This window comes from Micromonospora sp. NBC_01655, from assembly GCF_026339755.1.
In the GTDB taxonomy this organism is placed as follows: Bacteria; Actinomycetota; Actinomycetes; order Mycobacteriales; family Micromonosporaceae; genus Micromonospora.
Genome location: NZ_JAPEQF010000001.1, coordinates 2,110,954 through 2,128,817, shown reverse-complemented (window position 1 = coordinate 2,128,817; position 17,864 = coordinate 2,110,954). Strand labels below are relative to the sequence as shown.

The 17,864-nt window shown below is 74.0% G+C and carries 15 protein-coding genes; 1 reads left to right on the top strand and 14 read right to left on the bottom strand.

Annotation, left to right across the window (positions count from 1 at the left end; genetic code table 11):
* Nucleotides 1-51: 51 nt before the first annotated feature.
* The 13 genes from OOK41_RS10200 to OOK41_RS10140 form a co-directional block, all read right to left on the bottom strand.
* Complete coding sequence (locus OOK41_RS10200; RefSeq protein WP_117671514.1) at nt 52-1,185, bottom strand: ABC transporter permease; 1,134 nt, start codon at nt 1,183-1,185, stop codon at nt 52-54.
* Nucleotides 1,182-2,780: a sugar ABC transporter ATP-binding protein gene (locus OOK41_RS10195; protein WP_266264166.1), complete on the bottom strand. Its 1,599-nt coding sequence runs from the start codon at nt 2,778-2,780 to the stop codon at nt 1,182-1,184. Before OOK41_RS10195 ends, OOK41_RS10200 begins: the two co-directional genes overlap by 4 nt.
* Nucleotides 2,777-3,955, bottom strand: a complete 1,179-nt coding sequence (locus OOK41_RS10190; RefSeq protein WP_117671542.1) for an ROK family protein — start codon at nt 3,953-3,955, stop codon at nt 2,777-2,779. The genes OOK41_RS10195 and OOK41_RS10190 overlap by 4 nt, the downstream gene beginning before the upstream one ends.
* A gap of 255 nt (nt 3,956-4,210) precedes the next feature.
* A complete protein-coding gene (locus OOK41_RS10185) occupies nt 4,211-5,353 on the bottom strand; it encodes a YihY/virulence factor BrkB family protein (RefSeq protein ID WP_266264164.1) in 1,143 nt (380 codons plus the stop codon).
* A 62-nt stretch (nt 5,354-5,415) separates the two neighbouring features.
* Entirely contained in the window at nt 5,416-6,225 is an 810-nt protein-coding gene (locus OOK41_RS10180; protein WP_266264162.1) for an ABC transporter permease, read from the bottom strand.
* Between the two features lie 11 nt (nt 6,226-6,236).
* The gene (locus OOK41_RS10175) at nt 6,237-7,046 is read right to left on the bottom strand and encodes an ABC transporter permease (RefSeq protein ID WP_266267771.1); all 810 of its coding nucleotides are present in this window, start codon (nt 7,044-7,046) and stop codon (nt 6,237-6,239) included.
* A 66-nt stretch (nt 7,047-7,112) separates the two neighbouring features.
* Nucleotides 7,113-7,700: a hypothetical protein gene (locus OOK41_RS10170; RefSeq protein WP_266264160.1), complete on the bottom strand. Its 588-nt coding sequence runs from the start codon at nt 7,698-7,700 to the stop codon at nt 7,113-7,115.
* Between the two features lie 24 nt (nt 7,701-7,724).
* Complete coding sequence (locus OOK41_RS10165; RefSeq protein WP_117671524.1) at nt 7,725-8,657, bottom strand: ABC transporter ATP-binding protein; 933 nt, start codon at nt 8,655-8,657, stop codon at nt 7,725-7,727.
* A gap of 255 nt (nt 8,658-8,912) precedes the next feature.
* On the bottom strand, nt 8,913-9,449 hold the full coding sequence (locus tag OOK41_RS10160) for a hypothetical protein (RefSeq protein WP_117671526.1): 537 nt from the start codon (nt 9,447-9,449) through the stop codon (nt 8,913-8,915).
* On the bottom strand, nt 9,449-11,320 hold the full coding sequence (gene dnaG / locus OOK41_RS10155) for a DNA primase (protein WP_266264158.1): 1,872 nt from the start codon (nt 11,318-11,320) through the stop codon (nt 9,449-9,451). Before dnaG ends, OOK41_RS10160 begins: the two co-directional genes overlap by 1 nt.
* 248 nt (nt 11,321-11,568) lie before the next feature.
* Nucleotides 11,569-12,402, bottom strand: a complete 834-nt coding sequence (locus OOK41_RS10150; RefSeq protein ID WP_117671530.1) for a siderophore-interacting protein — start codon at nt 12,400-12,402, stop codon at nt 11,569-11,571.
* A gap of 168 nt (nt 12,403-12,570) precedes the next feature.
* Nucleotides 12,571-13,830 carry a deoxyguanosinetriphosphate triphosphohydrolase gene (locus OOK41_RS10145; RefSeq protein WP_266264156.1) on the bottom strand — a complete coding sequence of 420 codons (1,260 nt, stop codon included), beginning with the start codon at nt 13,828-13,830 and terminating at the stop codon, nt 12,571-12,573.
* Nucleotides 13,831-13,839: 9 nt separating this feature from the next.
* A complete protein-coding gene (locus OOK41_RS10140; RefSeq protein WP_266264154.1) occupies nt 13,840-14,190 on the bottom strand; it encodes a VOC family protein in 351 nt (116 codons plus the stop codon).
* A 263-nt stretch (nt 14,191-14,453) separates the two neighbouring features.
* Between OOK41_RS10140 and OOK41_RS10135 the strand changes: the two genes are divergently transcribed.
* Nucleotides 14,454-14,960 (top strand): roadblock/LC7 domain-containing protein, encoded by a 507-nt coding sequence (locus OOK41_RS10135; RefSeq protein WP_165878222.1) that lies wholly within the window; start codon nt 14,454-14,456, stop codon nt 14,958-14,960.
* A gap of 86 nt (nt 14,961-15,046) precedes the next feature.
* Here OOK41_RS10135 and ppdK read toward each other — a convergent pair whose 3' ends face one another.
* Nucleotides 15,047-17,782, bottom strand: coding sequence for a pyruvate, phosphate dikinase (gene ppdK, locus OOK41_RS10130; RefSeq protein WP_117671538.1), 2,736 nt, complete (start codon nt 17,780-17,782; stop codon nt 15,047-15,049).
* Between the last annotated feature and the right edge of the window lie 82 nt (nt 17,783-17,864).

Genomic DNA, 17,864 nt, shown 5'->3' with positions numbered 1-17,864 from the left:
GTACGACGGCGACCGCTGTGGTGCGGGGTGGAATCCGGTGGTGCCCGTGGATCAGCCGGTGGTGAGCCGGTTGCGGCCCAGGAACTGGGTGAAGCTGCGGAACTGGAACTGCTGGACCAGGACGGCGGCGACGATGATGCCGCCCTTGACCATGTTCTGGGCCTCGGTGGAGAGGCCGTTGATGGCGAACAGGTTGGTGATGGTGGAGAAGATGATCACGCCGAGCAGGGAGCCGACGATCGTGCCCCGCCCGCCGCTGAGCAGCGTCCCGCCGATGATCGCGGCGGCGATCGCGTCCAGTTCGTAGAGGTTCGCCATCGCCGCCTGGGCGGAGGTGGCCTGCGCGGTCAGCATGATCGCGGCGATCCCGCAGCAGAGGCCGGAGAGCGCGTAGAGCAGCACGGTGTGCCGCCGGACGTTGATGCCGGCCAGCCGGGCGGCCTCGGGGTTGCCGCCGACGGCGACGGTGCGCCGGCCGAAGGTGGTCCGGTTGAGCAGCACCCACCCGGCGGCGACCACGGCGGCCAGGATGTAGACCAGCAGCGGGATGCCGAGCAGGCTGGTGCTGGCGATCCCGTTGATGGCGGCGTTGTCCGAGACCTGGGTCTGCTTGCCGGAGATCTGGGCGGCCAGGCCCCGGGCGGCCACCATCATGGCCAGGGTGGCGATGAACGGCACCAGCTTCCCGTACGAGACGAGCAGGCCGTTGACCAGGCCGACGCACATGCCGACGACGAGCGCGGTGAAGATCATGCCGCCCGCGCCGTAGCTCTGGGTGGCGAGGGTGGTGCACCAGACCCCGGCGAGCGCCACGATCGCGCCGACCGACAGGTCGATGCCGCCGCCGATGATCACGAAGGTCATGCCCACGGTGACCACGCCGACCACCGAGGCGAGCTTGAGGATGGTGAGGATGTTGTTCCACACCCAGCTGGAGTCGCCGTACAGGTCGGGTCGGGTGGCGATGCCGATCAGGATCAGCACCACCAGGACCCCGATCAGGCCCAGGTTGCGCCGGGTGCCCTCGCCGCCGTCGCCGCGCCACCAGGAGAGCTGGCCGGTTCCGCCGGAACCGTGGGCGGGGCCCTTGCCGACCGCCCCGGCCACGGCCGGGTCCACCGGCGAGGACTGGGGCGGCAGCGCCTCCGGCCGGTCCGGTGTGGCGGTGGGTGTGCTGTCGCTCATGCGGGTGCGCCTTCCATCAGTGACCCCGCCATGACGAGGTCGAGCACCGTGTTCTCGTCCAGTTCGCCGGCAGGCGCCTCGCGCACCATCCGGCCCTCCCGCATCACCAGCACCCGATCGGCCAGGCCCAGCACCTCGGGCACCTCGCTGGAGACCAGCAGGACCCCGACGCCCCGGGCGGCCAGCGCACGGATCACCTGGTACAGCTCGGCACGGGCGCCGACGTCCACCCCGCGGGTGGGCTCGTCGAGCAGCAGCAGCCGGGTGTCGCCGAGCAGCCAGCGCCCGACCACCACCTTCTGCTGGTTGCCCCCGGACAGGGTGCGCACCGGCCGCCGCACGTCGCGGGGGCGCAGCTCCAGGGAGTCCGCGATCCGGTCCGCCTCGGCCCGCTCCCGCCCGGCGTCGGTGAAGCCGAGGCGGGCGTACCGGCCGAAGGTGGCCAGGGTGACGTTGCGGTAGATCGGCTCGCCGAGCAGCAGCGCCTGGCTCTTGCGCTCCTCGGGGGCCATTCCCATGCCGGCCCGTACCGCCGCGCCGACGCTGCCCGGGCGCAGCGCGCGCCCGCCCATCCGGATCGTCCCGGCGTGCGCGCGGCGCGCCCCGTAGATGGTCTCCAGCAGCTCGGACCGGCCGGAGCCGACCAGCCCGGCGATGCCGACGATCTCACCGGCCCGCACGCCGAGCGAGACGTCGGCGAACTCGCCGGACCGGGTCAGGCCGTCGACCCGGAGCAGCTCCGCGCCGGTGCCGGAGTCGGCCGGGCGGTCCGGGAAGACGTACTCGATGGTGCGGCCGGTCATCCGGGCGACCAGGTCGCGGGTCGGGGTGTCGCGCGCCGGCAGGTTCGCCGCCGTGGTCCGGCCGTCCTTGAGTACGGTGACCCGGTCGCCGATCTCCCGGATCTCCTCCATCCGGTGGGAGATGTAGATGACCGCGATGCCCTGCGCGGTCAGCTCCCGGATGATCCGGAACAGGTTGCCCACCTCGTCGTGGGCCAGCACCGCGCTCGGCTCGTCCATGATGATCAGTCGGGCCTCGTGGGACAGCGCGCGGGCCATGCTGACGATCTGCTTGCCGGCCGCCGGCAGCGCCCGGACCATCCGCCCCGGCGGGATCTCGCCGTGGCCGAGCCGGCCGAGGATCTGCCGGGTCCGGCGGGCCATCTGGCCGCGGCGGACGAAACCCGCCCGGCGCGGTTCGTGGCCGAGGAAGGCGTTCTCCGCGACCGACAGGTCCTCGACCAGGTCGAGCTCCTGGTAGATGGTGGCGATGCCGGCGCGCATGGCGGCCTGCGGGTTGGCGAACTCGGCGGGCTGCCCGCGCCACTCGACCTGGCCGGAGTCGGGGCGGTGCACCCCGGCGAGGACCTTGATCAGGGTGGACTTGCCGGCCCCGTTCTGCCCGAGCAGGCAGTGCACCTCGCCGGCCCGCACCTCCAGCTGCACCCCGTCCAGCGCCCGTACGCCGGGGAAGGTCTTCACCACGTCGGTGAGGCGCAGCACCACCTCGCCGGGGACGGCGTCGGCAGGCGCCTCGACCAGCGGACCGGTGGCGGTGTGCGCCGGGTCGGCGGCGGCCTCGTGCGTGGTCATGACGCCTCCCCGAAGGCCACGTCGCTGGCGAGCACGGCCGCGCCGGCCACCCCGGCTCGCGGGCCCAGCTCGGACAGGACGACCGGCAGGTTGCCGGTCGCCAGCGGCAGCGAACGGCGGTACACCACGCTGCGGATCTCGGCGAGCAGGATGTGGCCGAGCTGGGCCAGCCCTCCACCGATCACGATCATCGACGGGTTGGCGAAGCTGACCAGGCCGGCCAGCACGCCGCCGACCCGCCGGCCGCCGTCGCGGATGAGCTGGATACAGGTCACGTCCCCCTCGACGGCGCCCTCGGCGACGTCCCGGGCGGTGACCACGCCCCGGTTGGCGAGCCGGTCGGCCAGGGCCGGGGACGATCCGCTGCGGGCGGCGGCGTTGGCCTCCCGGGCCAGCGCGGCACCGCTGAACAGCGCCTCCAGGCAGCCGGCGTTGCCGCAGGAGCACATCGGACCGTGTGGGTCGACCTGGATGTGCCCGATGTCGCCGGCGCAGCCGTCGGTGCCCCGGTAGACGTCGCCGCCGAGGAAGATCCCGCACCCTATGCCGGTGCCGATCTTGACGAACAGGAAGTCGTCCACCGAGTGGGCGACCCCGCCGTGCCGCTCGCCGATCGCCATGATGTTGACGTCGTTGTCGACCACCGCCGGGCAGCCGTGCTCGCGGGTCAGCAGCTCGCGGACCGGGAACCGGTCCCAGCCGGGCATGATCGGCGGCGAGACCGGCACCCCGTCGCGGAAGCTCACCGGCCCGGGCACCCCGATGCCGACCGCGTGCAACCGGTCGTAGGCCCCGTCGACCCGCGCCTTGTGCAGCAGCTCGTTGACCCGTTGCAGGGTCACCTTCGGGCCGTTGCGGATGTCCGCCGGTTCCGCGTACGCGGCGACGGTCTCCAGCCGGCCGTTGACCACCTCGAGATCGATCGAGCTGGCCCCGAGGTCGACCGCCGCGAAGCGCAGTTGCGGGTTCAGCTCCACCAGCGTGGACCGGCGCCCGCCCCGGGACGCCGCGAGACCGGCCTCGGCGACGTAGCCGAGGGCGACCAGCCGCTCCAGCTCGGCGAGCAACCGGGGGCGCGGCATCTGCAACCGGTCCCCGAGCTCCGCCCGGGACACCGCCCCCTCGTCGCGGAGCAACCGCAACAGCCGCAGGTGCAGGGGATCCACCGTTCGCACCGGCACTCACCTCCGCCTCGGAGTCATTCACACCAACGAAACGTCGATGTGTTGTGTCCGACACAGTAGGAGGCTTCCGTGTCATCTGTCCAGAGCTTCGGCCAATCCGACGCTAACTTTTGTACGTTCGAACAAAAGCTGATAGTTGATCTAGGAAAGTCGGCAGGTCGACAGCCGCGCCCCGCCGCACGGGGGCGAGACGCGGCTGCGGAGCGTCCAACAGCCGGGCCCGGGGCTCCGACGGGCGGCCCGAGGTCAGCGGCCGGCGGCGGAGTTGCGCCTCTTCCTCAGCTTGCGGTCGTCGCGCAGCTCGACGTACGGCTCGACCTCGGCCGGGTGCCCCGCGGAGATCGCCCGGCTGCGCTCCAGCTCCGCGTCGAACTCCGCGCCCAGCAGGATCGCGATGTTGCTCAGCCACAGCCAGACCAGGAAGATGACCACCCCGGCCAGCGCCCCGTACGTCTTGTTGTACGAACCGAAGTTGCCGACGTAGAGGGCGAACAGCCCGGAGACCAGCAGCCAGATCAGCACGGCCAGCAGGCCGCCGGGGCTGACCCAGCGGAACCCGCCGTGCCGGGCGTTCGGCGACGCCCAGTAGAGGATCGCGATCATCAGGCTGACCAGCACCAGCAGCACCGGCCACTTGGCGACGTTCCACACCGTCACCGCGGTGGAGCCGATCCCGATGGCGCTGCCCGCCTCCTCGGCGAGCCGTCCGGTGAAGACCACGATCACCGCGCTGGCCAGCAGGAGGACGCCGATCACGGCGGTCACCCCGGCCCGGATCGGCAGGGTCTTCCAGATCGGCCGCCCCTCCGGCACGTCGTAGATGCTGTTGGAGGCCCGCATGAACGCGGCGACGTACCCGGAGGCGGACCAGAACGCGGCGAGCAGACCGAGGACGGCGGCGACGCTGGCCAGCCCGCCCGCGTTGGCCGCCTGGTCGATCGCGGCCGAGATGATCTGCCGGATGTTGCCCTCCGGCACCGCCTGGTTGACCGTGTCCCTGACCCCCTCGGTGGCGCTCGGTCCGAGCAGGCCGAGGAGGGAGATGAGCACCAGCACGCCGGGGAAGATCGACAGCACCCCGTAATAGGTCAACGCCGCCGCCCAGTCGGTCAGGCTGTCGTCCTGGAACTCCCGGATTGTCCGCTTCAGCGTCGCCAGCCAGCCGGCGCCCGACAGCTCCGTCGGGCGCTCCGGCCCCTCGCCCGGGCCGACCGGCCGATCCCGAGCCGGGCCACGCCGGTCCCGGTCCGCGTCCCGCCGGTCCCGGTTCCGGCCGGACCCCGGACGATCGGCGTCGATCCTGCTCTCGGCGCCCGGCCGGGCCGCGCCCGCGGTGCGGGCGTCGTCCCCGTCGTGTCCGGCCCGGGCGGAAGTCTCGTCGGAGGCCATCGCCCCTCCTCGTGGTCGCGGTGTCCACTCGGACATGCCCCGGGAGGGTGACCGCTAACCCGCTACCGGTAGAGCAGGCGTTCCATCCGGCGGGCCGCCACCAGCAGCCCCAGCCCGGTCGCCACCAGCAGGTACGCCACGTCGAGCAGCCAGGACCACCCGCCGTCGGCCAGCGCGACGCCCCGGACCAGGTGCACCGAGCGGTAGAGCGGGGTCACCTCCACCAGCCAGCGCAGCGCCGCCGGGTACGTCGTGGCCGGCACGAACGTGCCGGAGAACAGGAAGAGGGCGAACTGCACCGAGGCGAGCAGGTCGAAATCCTGCCAGCTCCGCAGGAACGTGGCCAGCGCCATGCCCAGCGCGCCGAAGGCGAAGCCGACCAGCACCGCCGCCGGGAAGGCGACCAACGCCCGGACCGGGCCGGTCAGGCCCATCGCCACCATCACCAGCAGGAACGCCGCCGAATAGGCGCCGCCCCGAACCATCGCCCAGCCCAGCTCGCCGAGGGCGATCTCGAACGGCCGCACCGGGGTGGCGATCACCCCGTCGTACAGCCGCATGTACTTCATCTTGCCGAAGAGGTTGAAGGAGGTCTCCGCCAGCGCGCCGGTCATCGCCGACGAGGCGAGCATCGCCGGGGCGACGAAGGCCGCGTACGTGACGACCTGGCCGCCGGGGAGGGTGAGGTCGCCGACCAGTGCGCCCACCCCGACGCCGATGGAGAACAGGTAGAGCAGCGGCTCGACGAAGCCGGAGGCGAGCAGCAGCCAGTAGACCGGCTTCAGCGCCGCCACGTTGCGCTCGGTCACCGAGGCCGCGCGGCGGGACGCGGCGGGGACGCCGACCAGCCGGGGCAGGACGAGAGTGAGCACTTCACCCCCTGCTAGACGACGAGCCGACGACGGAACGCGCGGTGCGCCAGCAGCCAGCCGACGACCGCCCAGGCGGCCAGGTAGAGCAGGTGGCCGGCGACCGACCACTGCGGGGCGACGCCCAGGGTGGCCGCCCGGCACAGGTCCACCCCGTGCCAGAGCGGGGTGGCGTAGGCCAGCCAGCGCAGCGCCCCCGGCAGCGACTCGACCGGAAAGAACACCCCGGCGAACAGGGTCATCGGGATCACCGCGAAGCGGAACAGCATGGCCAGCCAACTGTCGCTGTCCACCGCCGCCGCGTACCCGAACAGCGGGGCTGCGACGGCCAGGCCGACCAGCGCGGCCACCGGCGGCACGGCCAGCGCCCACGGCGACCGCAACGCCCCGAACAGCGCGGTCACCAGCAGGAACACCACGGTCGAGGTGACCACCCGGAACAGCACGTACAGCAGGTTGCCGGCCAGGATGTCGCCCACCCGCAGCGGTGTGGCGGCCTGTGCGAAGTAGACCTTGGTCCACTGGAAGCTGCTGTAGACCGGCCAGGTCGAGTCGCCGACCGCCACCTGGAGGGCGGTGGAGGCGATCAGCCCGGGCACGATCCAGTCCAGGTAGCGCACCCCGCCGACGCCCTGGTCGATGTACGCCCCCACGCCGAGGCCGAAGCCGACCATCGTCAGCACCGGCAGCAGGAACGAGGAGAACATCCCGGCCCGCCAGGTGCGCCGGTAGCCCACCAGGAAGTAGCCCAGCGCCGCCAGGGCGGGCGCTCCCGGCAACGGTCGCGCCGCCCGGCCGGGCAGTTCCTGCCGCGCCACGCCCATCCCGTCACCCCCGCCCTCCACGTCCTCGGCCTTCCTACCCCGGGGGTACGACAGGCCGCGGCCACCCTACGACCCACTGCCCGGGGGAGTCGCCCGGTTTCCGCGCTCGCCACCCGCCGGCCCGGCCGGCCGGGGCGCGGTGACCAGCGTCCACACCGCGTACGCCCAGAGCAGCAGCCCGGCGCCGACGCCGACCACCAGGCCCGGCGCCACGGCCGAGGCGAGCCCGGTGACCAGGCCCGCGAGCGCGACCAGGCACATCGCGCCGGCGAGCAGCCACAGCCGGGGGTCGCGCAACAGCGGGGTGAGCGGAAGGAAGTGCCCGCCGACGACAGCGCAGACCAGCACCGGGGCGTACGCCGAACACCCGAGCGCCGCCAGCAGCGCCGCGCCGAGCCCCGCCGCGGCGAACTCGGCCACCACGATGAGCAGGTACCGGCGGTCCGCCGCCCGGTCCCGGACGGCCCCCGCCTCGGGGTGGCTGCGCGCCGCGACCACGGCACCGGCCACCGCCGTGACCAGCGCGGCGACGCTGGCGACCACCAGCAGCGTCCGTAGTGCCGGGCCGGCCGCCGGCACGCTGAACCAGATCGTCGCGAAGACGCCGAGATAGAGGACGGTGAGTCCGGCCTGGCGCCGGGGGACGGTGAGCACGAGGGAATTCGCTCCCGGTAGGGGTCAGTCGACGAGGGTGCGGCCGGTGAGCTGGAGGAAGACGTCCTCCAGGCTGCTGCGCCGCACCAGCACGGTGGCCGGGGTGAGGCCGAGCGCGGCCACCTCGGCGACCGCCGCGTCGCCGTCGGCGACGTAGAGCAGCACGCGGTCGGGCAGCACCTCCACCCGCTCCCCCAGCCCGGCGAGCTTGCCGGCGAACGCCTCCTGCGACTCGGCCGCGAAACGCAGCTCCACCACCTCGCGGGTCGAGTGCCGCTCGATGAGCTCCCGGGGCGAGCCCTCGGCCACGATCCGGCCGCCGTCCATCACCACCAGCCGGTCGCAGAGCTGCTCGGCCTCGTCCATGTAGTGGGTGGTGAGCACCAGCGTCACGCCCTGCTGCTTGAGCCGGAACAGCCGCTCCCAGACCAGGTGCCGAGCCTGCGGGTCGAGCCCGGTGGTGGGCTCGTCGAGCAGCACGATGTCGGGCTCGTTGACCAGCGCCCGGGCGATGGTGAGCCGGCGCTTCATGCCGCCGGAGAGCGGGTCGACCCGGCTGTCGGCCCGCTCGCCGAGCTGGACGAAGTCGAGCAGCTCGGCGGCGCGCTCGCGGGCCACCCGGCGCGGGATGCCGAAGTAGCGGGCGTAGGTGGTCAGGTTCTCCCGGACGGTCAGCTCGGGGTCGAGGTTGTCGAGCTGCGGGCAGACGCCCAGCCGGGCCCGGATCGCCGGCCCGTCGCGGACCGGGTCCATCCCGAGGATGCGCAGCTCACCCCCACTGGGCGGGGAGATGCAGCCGACCATCCGCATGGTCGACGACTTGCCCGCGCCGTTGGGGCCGAGAAACCCGAACGCCTCCCCCGCGCGCACCTCGACGTCGATGCCGTCGACGGCGGTGAAGTCGCCGAACCGCTTCACCAGCCCCCGCGCCCGGATCAGTGGCTCCCCCGTCATCACCGCCCGACCCTACCCACCCCCACCGACACCCCCACCGCCGACTTTCCCACCCACCCCGCCCCGCCCTTGCCTCACCCGCCCCGCCGCGCGGCGCCCCTCCATGATCGTCTGCTGGAAACGGACACGACACGCCGGGCCGGCTCTCCCTGAACGACAGACGATCATGGGGCGGCGCGGCAGCGCGGCGCGGGCACCGCGCCGGGCACGACGCGGGGTGGGGTGGGGTGGGGTGGGGTGGAACGGCGCGGGGCCGGGTTAGAGGTTGGCGGGGGCGGTGGCGGCGCGGGCGGCGGCGACGAGGCGGTCGGTCTCGGCGACCACCGGCTCGTCGTCGGCCGGGGTGCCGGGGTCGTAGCGGACCGTCCAGGCCAGGCCGTCCACGCCGGGCACCCGGCGCGCCGCGACCCGGCCGGCGCCGCCGGGCACCGGGTGCTGCTGGGTGTACGCGACCGAACGGGTCACCCGCGCGCGAACCTGGTGCGGCAGCTCCCCCGGGTCGAGCAGCAGGTACGTCTCGGTCGGGCAGTCGGCCACCACCAGGTAGCCGTCCCGCTCGGCGACCCGCTCGGCGGGCGTGACGGTCAGCTCCCGGCCCGACCAGACGGCCTTGAGGATGTCGTGCCAGCCCAGCCGGTGGCCCCGCCCCGGCAGCCAGAGCCCGAGGTTGCTGGCGACCACCACGCCGTCGCCCTCGCCGTTGCCGACCGCGGCCCAGGCGAGCACCCGCTCGTCGTCGGCCAGCGGCGGGCGGGCCGCCGGGGGCAGCTTCGGCCTGCGGTTGAACAGTCCCATCACAGCCCTCCCGCGGCCTGCTCGCGCAGCGCCCGCGCGTGCTGCTCCAGCGACAGCAGTTCCCCGAACAGCGCGAAGTACTCGTCCTTGTTGCTGACCGGGTTGACCCGCTGGATCTTGGACTTCAGGTCCCTGATCCGGCCGGTCACCGAGCCCCACTGCAACCGCGCGATGGTCACCGAGACGTACCGCGGGTCGGGCTCGCCGTCGATCCGCAGCGGCTCGACGGCCAGCTCGCCGACCAGGGCCTGCGCGGCCAGGTCGGCGCACGCGTCGCGGGCGGCCTCGACCCAGACGGCCCCACCGGTGGCGGTGGCGGCCCCACCGGCCGCCGCGATCGCCTCCCGCACGGCCACGTGCACCGGGTGGCGGTACTCCGACGCCTCGACCGCGTCGAACATCGGGCCGGCCAGCACCGGCTCCTGGAGGGCGAGCTTCAGCGCCTCCCGCTCGACCAGCGACTGCGGGTTGTCCCCGGCGGGCGCGCCTCGGGCGGCGCGGGCCGGGCCGGGGGACGGCTGCCCGGCGGGCTGCCCCGAGGCGGCGGCGAGCACCGCCCGCTGCACCGGCTCGATCTCCATGCCGAGGTCGCCGGCGAGCTTGCGGACGTACTCGGGGCGCTTCTCCCGGTCCTTGAGCTTCGCCACCAGCGGGGCGGCCCGGCGCATCGCCTCGACCCGGCCGTCGACGGTGTCCAGGTCGTACCGGTTGATCACGTGGCGGAGCGCGAAGTCGACCAGCGGCTCGCGGCGGGCCACCAGGTCGCGGACCGCCAGGTCGCCCTTGGCCAGGCGCAGCTCACACGGGTCCATGTTGTCGGGGCTGACCGCGATGAAGGTACGCCCGACGAAGCGCTGGTCGTCCTCGAAGGCGCGCAGCGCGGCCTTCTGGCCGGCGGCGTCCCCGTCGAAGGTGAAGATGACCTCGCCGGCCACGTCGTCGGTGTCCAGCAGCAGCCGGCGCAGCACTCCGATGTGGTCGGAGCCGAACGCGGTCCCGCAGGTGGCCACGGCCGTCGGCACTCCGGCGAGGTGACAGGCCATCACGTCGGTGTAGCCCTCGACGACGACCACCTTGCCCTGCTTGGCGATCTCCCGCTTGGCCTGGTCGATGCCGTAGAGGACGTGCGACTTCTTGTAGATCGGCGTCTCGGGGGTGTTCAGGTACTTCGGGCCGTCGTCGTCGTCGAACAGCTTGCGGGCCCCGAAGCCGAGCACGTCGCCGGTGATCTCCCGGATCGGCCACATCAGCCGGCGGCGGAACCGGTCGATGAGCGTGCCGGAGCGCGACGGCCGGGACAGCCCGGCGCTGACCAGCTCGTCGTGGCTGAAGCCCTGCTGGCGCAGGTGCTTGGTGAGCAGGTCCCAGGCGTCCGGGGCGAAGCCGCAGCCGTACCGCTCGGCGGCGGCCCGGTCGAAGCCGCGCTGCGCCAGGAACTCCCGGGCCGGGCGGGCGCCGGCCGTGCCGAGCTGGGCCCGGTAGAAGTCGACGGCTGCGGCGTGGGCGGCCACCAGGCGCTGCCGCTGCCCCTGCTGGGGGCGGGCGCGCGGGGCGGCCTGGTCGTTCTCGACGTACCGGAGCTGGAGGCCGGCGCGGGCGGCGAGCCGCTCGACGGACTCGACGAAGCTGAGGTGCTCGGCGTCCATCAGGAACTTGATCGCGTCGCCGCCGGCCCCACAGCCGAAGCAGTACCAGACGTTGCGGGCGGGCGAGACGTTGAACGAGGGGCTCTTCTCGTCGTGGAACGGGCAGAGCCCCTTGAGGTTGCCGCCGCCGGCCGACCTGAGGGTCACCGTGTCCGAGATGACCTCCGCGATCGAGGTGCGCTCCCGGACCAGCGCGATGTCCTCGTCCCGGATCCGCCCAGCCATTCGCCACCCCCCTCGGCCCTACATCCTGCCCTGCCGGGGGCGGCGATCCGGCGTCGGGGGGACGGCGTGTGGCGCGTGCCGCCGCCGGCCAGGGACCGGAGGGGGTCGGCCGCCATCGGCCAGGGACCGGAGTGCGTCGGCCGCCATCGGCCATCGGCCGGCGGGGGGCCGCCGCCGGCCCGGGCCGTCCCGCCGGTCCCGCCGCACCCGCCGGGCGGCCGGGTCGGCGGGGCGGCAGCGCGTCCCGCTCAGGCGGCGGCGGTGACCTCCTCCGCCTCCACCTGGCGGTTCCAGTCGGCCTTCGCCGAGCGCCAACCCTCGTCGTCCATCCCGCGCCGCCAGTAGCCGGAGATCGACAGCCGTTCCCGGGGCACGGCGCGCTCGACGCGCAGCAGCCGGCGCAGCTCGCGGACGAACGTCGCCTCGCCGTGCACGAAGGCGTGCACGTCGCCGGGCGGGAAGTCCAGCGCCGTCACGGCCGCCACCAGCGCCTCGCCGACCGGCCGGCCGCCCCGGTGCAGCCAGGTCAGCTCCACCGCGCCCGGGCTGGGCAGCGGCTGCTCGTCGGCGGCGTCGGCGACCTCGACGAAGACCTTCGCCGGGGCGTCGAGCGGCAGCCGCTCCAGGGCGGCGGCGATCGCCGGCAGGGCGCTCTCGTCGCCCACCAGCAGGTGCCAGTCGGCGTCCGGGCTCGGCGCGTACGCCCCGCCGGGGCCGACGAACAGCACCGGGTCGCCGGGGCGCAGCCGGGCCGCCCACGGGCCACCCACCCCCACGTCGCCGTGGTGCACGATGTCGATGGTCAGCTCGCCGGCCACGGGGTCCCAGGCCCGCAGCGTGTATGCCCGCAGCCGGGGCCACTGCTCCGGGGGCAGGTTCCGGCGGATCGCGGCGAGGTCGACCGGCTCCGGGTAGGTCACCCCGGGCGGCGGGAAGACCAGCTTGACGTAGTGGTCGGTGTACTCGCCCACCGGCAGGCCGGTCAGCTCCTCGCCGCCGAGCACCAGCCGGACCAGGTGCGGGGTGGGCCGCTCGGTCCGCAGGACCCGGGCGGTGGTGACCATGTTCGGGCGCTCCGTCATGCTGCTTAGGCTAACCTAAGTACGCCGGACATTCCCACCGCCCGCTCGGGCCCGCCGGCCACCCGGTCGGCCGGTTGCCGCTCGGCCGCCTCGGCAGCTCCGCCGTGCCGCGTCACGTCGGGAGCGCGCCGGGCCGTTCGGCGGGCGGGCGGCAGCGTCCCGGGCGGCTCAGCCGGCGAGCAGCCGCTCGTGCCAGGCCAGCGCGGCCGGGTCGGTGAGCGAGGCGACCTGGTCGATCACCACGCGCAGCCGCGCGGCGTCGTCCGGGGCGGCCCGCCACAGCGGGGCGAAGACCTCGTCGAGCGCCGCCGGCGCCCGGTGGGTCAGGACGGCGACCAGCTCCGCGAGGATCTGCCGCTGCCGCTCGTACCGGCACCGGGACCCGGGCCGGCGCATCACGTAGCGCAGCGCGATCCCCTTGAGCAGCGCGCACTGCGCCCGGACCCGGCGCGGCACCACCAGGTCGGCGGCGTACCGGCGCAGCGGACCGGGGCCGCGGCGCTCCCCGGTGGCGGCCACCACGGTCGAGACGAAGCGGCCGGTCAGCACGCTGGTGGTGGCCTTCAGCGCGGCCTGGGCGCGGTGGCTGCCGTCGTACCCGGCGAGCGGGGCGAGCACCGGGTCGGCGAGCAGTTCGACCAGCACCTCGCCCAGGTCGGCCGGGGACTCCCCCGAGTAGGCGGCGGCCACGTCGGCGCAGAGCGCGGCCCGCTCGTCGGGGTCGGCCAGCAGCGGGCGCAGGGCGACGTACCCGCCGTGGATGCCGTCCTCGACGTCGTGCACCGAGTACGCCACGTCGTCGGCCCAGTCCATCACCTGCGCCTCCAGACAGCGCCGCCCGCCGGCCGGGGCGCCGGCGCGCAGCCAGTCGAAGACCGGCCGGTCGTCGGCGTACACCCCGAACTTGCGCTCGCCCGACCGGCGCGGCCAGGGGTACTTGCCCGTGGCGTCGAGCGACGCCCGGGTCAGGTTGAGCCCGACGGAGCGGCCGTCGGGGCCGAGCACCTTGGCCTCCAGCCGGGTGAGCACCCGCAGCGTCTGCGCGTTGCCCTCGAAGCCGCCGCAGGCCGCGGCGAGCCGGTCCAGTTCCGCCTCCCCGTTGTGCCCGAACGGCGGATGCCCGAGGTCGTGGGCCAGCCCGGCGGTGTCCACCACGTCGGGGTCGCAGCCCAGCCGGGCACCCATCTCCCGGGCGATCTGCGCCACCTCGAGCGAGTGGGTCAGCCGGGTACGCAGGAAGTCGTCGGTGCCGGCGGCGTGCACCTGGGTCTTCGCGGCGAGCCGCCGGAACGCCGCCGAGTGCAGCACCCGGGCCCGGTCCCGCTCGTACGGCGAGCGGCCGTGGCCGGCGTCCTTGGGCGGCTCGGCGACCCAGCGCGCGGCGGCGGCCGGCTCGCCGCCGGGGTCGTTCCGGTGCCGGTCGCTCACCCCGCCCCGCTATCCGCGCTGCCGCAGCACGCAGAACTCGTTGCCCTCCGGGTCGGCCAGCACCGTCCAGTCGACGTCGCCCTGGCCGACGTCGACGTGCCGGGCGCCCATGTCGACCAGCCGCTCGACCTCGGCCTCCTGGTCGGCCGGGCGCAGGTCGATGTGCAGCCGGTTCTTCACCTGCCGGTCGTCGGGGACCGACACGAAGACGAGGCCGGGAAGCCGGTCGGCGGACTGTCGGATCTCCACCTCGTCGGGCTGGTCGGCGACCACCTGGTAGCCCAGGACCTCGGCCCACCAGCGGGCGAGCCGGGCCGGGTCCCGCGCGTCCACGGTCAGACTTTCCCAGGCGCTGGCCATGCGGTCCACCCTCCACCGGCGATACGACACACTCGCGCGCGACACGACGCACCCGCGCGCCCAGGTTACGCCGCAGCGGCCCGCTCGGCTCGCCGGCGACTGCCGGGGGATGAGGCTTCCGCAACAGCCGATCAGTCGAGAGTTGTCGACCGATTGCCGACCGTCACGGGGGTCGCGGCCCGCCATGGCTCCGGGTAGCGTTTCCGGAGCAGAACGTTACCGAAGATCCGCACATCTGAATCGCACGACGGGAAGTGACGCTCGTGGACGCTGACGCGGTGCTGGGAACGGAGTTGCGGGGGCTGCGCCGACGCCGGCCGGAGGTCGCCGGCACGGTGCTCGCCGGCACCGACGGCCTGCTCATCTCCAGCGACCTGCCGACGACCGACGCCACCCACCTGGCGGCCCTGGCCGCGGCCAGCTTCGGCCTCGGCAACCGGGTCGCCGACACGGTGCGGCACGGTGAGTTCCGGGAGTCGGTGGTGCGCACCGCCCGGGGCTGCGTGGTGATCTACCCGGCCGGCCGGCACGCCCTGCTCACCCTGGTCGCCGCGGCCGGCACCGACCTGGACACGCTGCACGCGGAGGCCCGGGAGGTGGCCGGCCGGGCGGGTTCCGTCTTCGACCGGCAGCGCACAGCGGTCGCCCCCGGCCCGGTCCCGACGCCGGATCCGAACGCGCCGCTGGCCATGCGGACCCCGATGGCGACGCTGCCCGGCCGGGCCCCCAACGCGTCCCGCGTCACCGGCTGGCGGCGCCCGCCGATCTGAGCCCGCCGGCCCCGGTGGGGGTGCGTGCGGCTCACCCACCGGGGCCGGCGCCGGCCCGCGTCGCCGACCGGTCGGCGACGCGGTCGTCAGCGGCTGTCGGAGCCGTCGGTCTCCACCACCGCGCGACCGGCCTCCAGCCGGGCCACCGGCACGCGGAACGGCGAGCACGAGACGTAGTCCAGCCCCACCTCGTGGAAGAAGTGGACGGACTCCGGATCGCCGCCGTGCTCGCCGCAGACGCCGAGCTTCAGCTCCGGCCGGGCGGCCCGGCCCTCCTCGGCGGCGATCCGCACCAGCCGGCCCACGCCGTCGCGGTCGATCGACTCGAACGGCGAGATGCCGAAGATGCCCAGTTCCAGGTAGCGCCAGAAGAACGCGCCCTCGACGTCGTCGCGGGAGAAGCCCCAGCCCATCTGGGTCAGGTCGTTGGTGCCGAAGGAGAAGAACTGCGCCGCCTCGGCGATCTGCCCGGCGGTCAGCGCCGCCCGGGGCACCTCGATCATCGTGCCGATCAGCACCTCGACCCCGCTGTCCCCGACCACCTCGGCGATGATCTTCTCGGCCTCGGCGCGTACCGTCTCCAGCTCCTGGACGGCGCCGACCAGCGGGACCATGATCTCCGGACGGGCCGTCCCGCCCTCGCGGGTGACCCGGACCGCGGCCTCCGCGATCGCCCGCACCTGCATGGCGAACAGGCCCGGGATGACCAGGCCGAGCCGAACCCCGCGCAGCCCCAGCATCGGGTTCTCCTCGTGCATCCGCCGGACGGCGGCGAGCAGCGCCTCCTCCTTGGCCACGTCCTCGCCGCGCTCCTGGGCGACGGCCACGTTGACCGCGAGCTGCTCCAGCGGGGGCAGGAACTCGTGCAGCGGCGGGTCGATCAGCCGGACGGTGACCGGCAGCCCGTCCATCTCGCGGAAGATCTCCACGAAGTCGTCGCGCTGCAACGGCAGCAGGGCGGCCAGCGCCTCCTGCCGCTCGGCGTCGGCGCGGGCCAGGATCAGCCGCTCGACCAGCTCCCGCCGGTCGCCGAGGAACATGTGCTCGGTGCGGCACAGCCCGATGCCCTGCGCGCCGAAGCGCCGGGCCCGGGCGGCGTCCGCGCCGGTGTCGGCGTTCGTCCGCACCGCCAGCCGCCGCCGGGCGTCGGCGTGCGTCATGATCCGGTGTACGGCCCGGACCAGCGCGTTGTCGATGTGTTCCGGGTCGAGGCTGCCCTCGAAGTACTGCACCACCTCGGACGGCATGACCGGCACCTCGCCGAGGTACACCTTGCCGGTGGTGCCGTCAATGGAGACGACGTCGCCCTCGGTCACGGTGTGCCCGCCCACGGTGAACCTCTTCGCCGGCACATTGACGTCCAGCTCGTCGGCGCCGGAGACGCAGGTCTTGCCCATCCCCCGGGCCACCACGGCGGCGTGGCTGGTCTTGCCGCCGCGCGAGGTGAGGATGCCCCGGGAGGCGATCATGCCGTTCAGGTCGTCGGGGTTGGTCTCCCGGCGGACCAGGATCACCGCCTCCCCCTCGCCGGCCAGCTCGACCGCCCGGGCGGAGGTGAAGACCACCTTGCCGGACGCCGCGCCCGGTGACGCGCCGATGCCCTTGGCCACCGGCTCGAAGTCGTGGTCGAGCTGGAACCGGGGGAACATGAGCTGGGCGAGCTGCGCGCCGTTGACCCGGTGCAGCGCCTCGTCCAGGTCGATCAGCCCCTCGTCGACGAGCTGCCCGGCGATGACGAACGCCGCGGCGGCGGTGCGCTTGCCGACCCGGGTCTGGAGCATCCACAGCTTGCCGCGCTCGACGGTGAACTCGATGTCGCACAGGTCCCGGTAGTGCCCCTCCAGCCGGGCCATGATGCCGAGCAGCTCGTCGTAGGACTTCTTGTCCAGCCGCTCCAGCTCCTGCAACGGCACCGTGTTGCGGATGCCGGCGACCACGTCCTCGCCCTGGGCGTTGGCCAGGTAGTCGCCGTAGATGCCCTGCGCCCCGCTGGCCGGGTCGCGGGTGAACGCGACGCCGGTGCCGGAGTCCGGGCCGAGGTTGCCGAAGACCATGGCCACCACGTTGACCGCGGTGCCGAGGTCGGCCGGGATGCGCTCCTGGCGGCGGTAGAGCACGGCGCGCTCGGCGTTCCACGACTCGAAGACCGCGCGGATGGCCAGGTCGAGCTGCTCGCGCGGCTCCTGCGGGAACTCCCGCCCGGTGTGCTTGGCGAAGATCTTCTTGTACGCGTCGACCAGCCCGCGCAGGTCGTCCGCGTCCAGGTCGAGGTCGCTGGTCGTGCCCCTGGCGCGCTTGGCGTCGTCGAGGGCACGCTCGAACTCCTCGCCCGGCACCTCGCACACGGTCTTGCCGAACATCTGGATCAGCCGGCGATAGGAGTCCCAGGCGAACCTGTCCGCGCCACCGGAGGCGGCCCGGTCGGCGGAGCCGCCGGCCTGCCGGGCGAGCCCGACGACGCTGCGGTCGTTGAGGCCGACGTTGAGGACGGTCTCCATCATGCCCGGCATGGAGAACTTGGCGCCGGAGCGGACGGAGACCAGCAGCGGGTCGTCGGGGTCGCCGAGCCGCCGGCCCATCCCGCGCTCCAGCGACTCCAGGTGCGCCTCGATCTGACCGGCGAGCCCGTCCGGCTCCCGGCCGGTCGCGAGGTACGCCTTGCACGCCTCGGTGGTGATCGTGAAGCCGGGGGGTACGGGCAGGCCGAGGTTCGTCATCTCGGCCAGGTTGGCCCCCTTGCCGCCGAGAAGTTCCTTGAGGTCCTTGTTGCCCTCGGAGAAGTCGTAGACGTACTTGCGGTCGACCGTCTCTTGCGCTGCCACCAGAGCCTCCCACGCGCGTCGGAATTGACACTTAACGAAGGTTCAGTTCCTCCATACCCCGGGGCCGACCTCCGGTAATCCG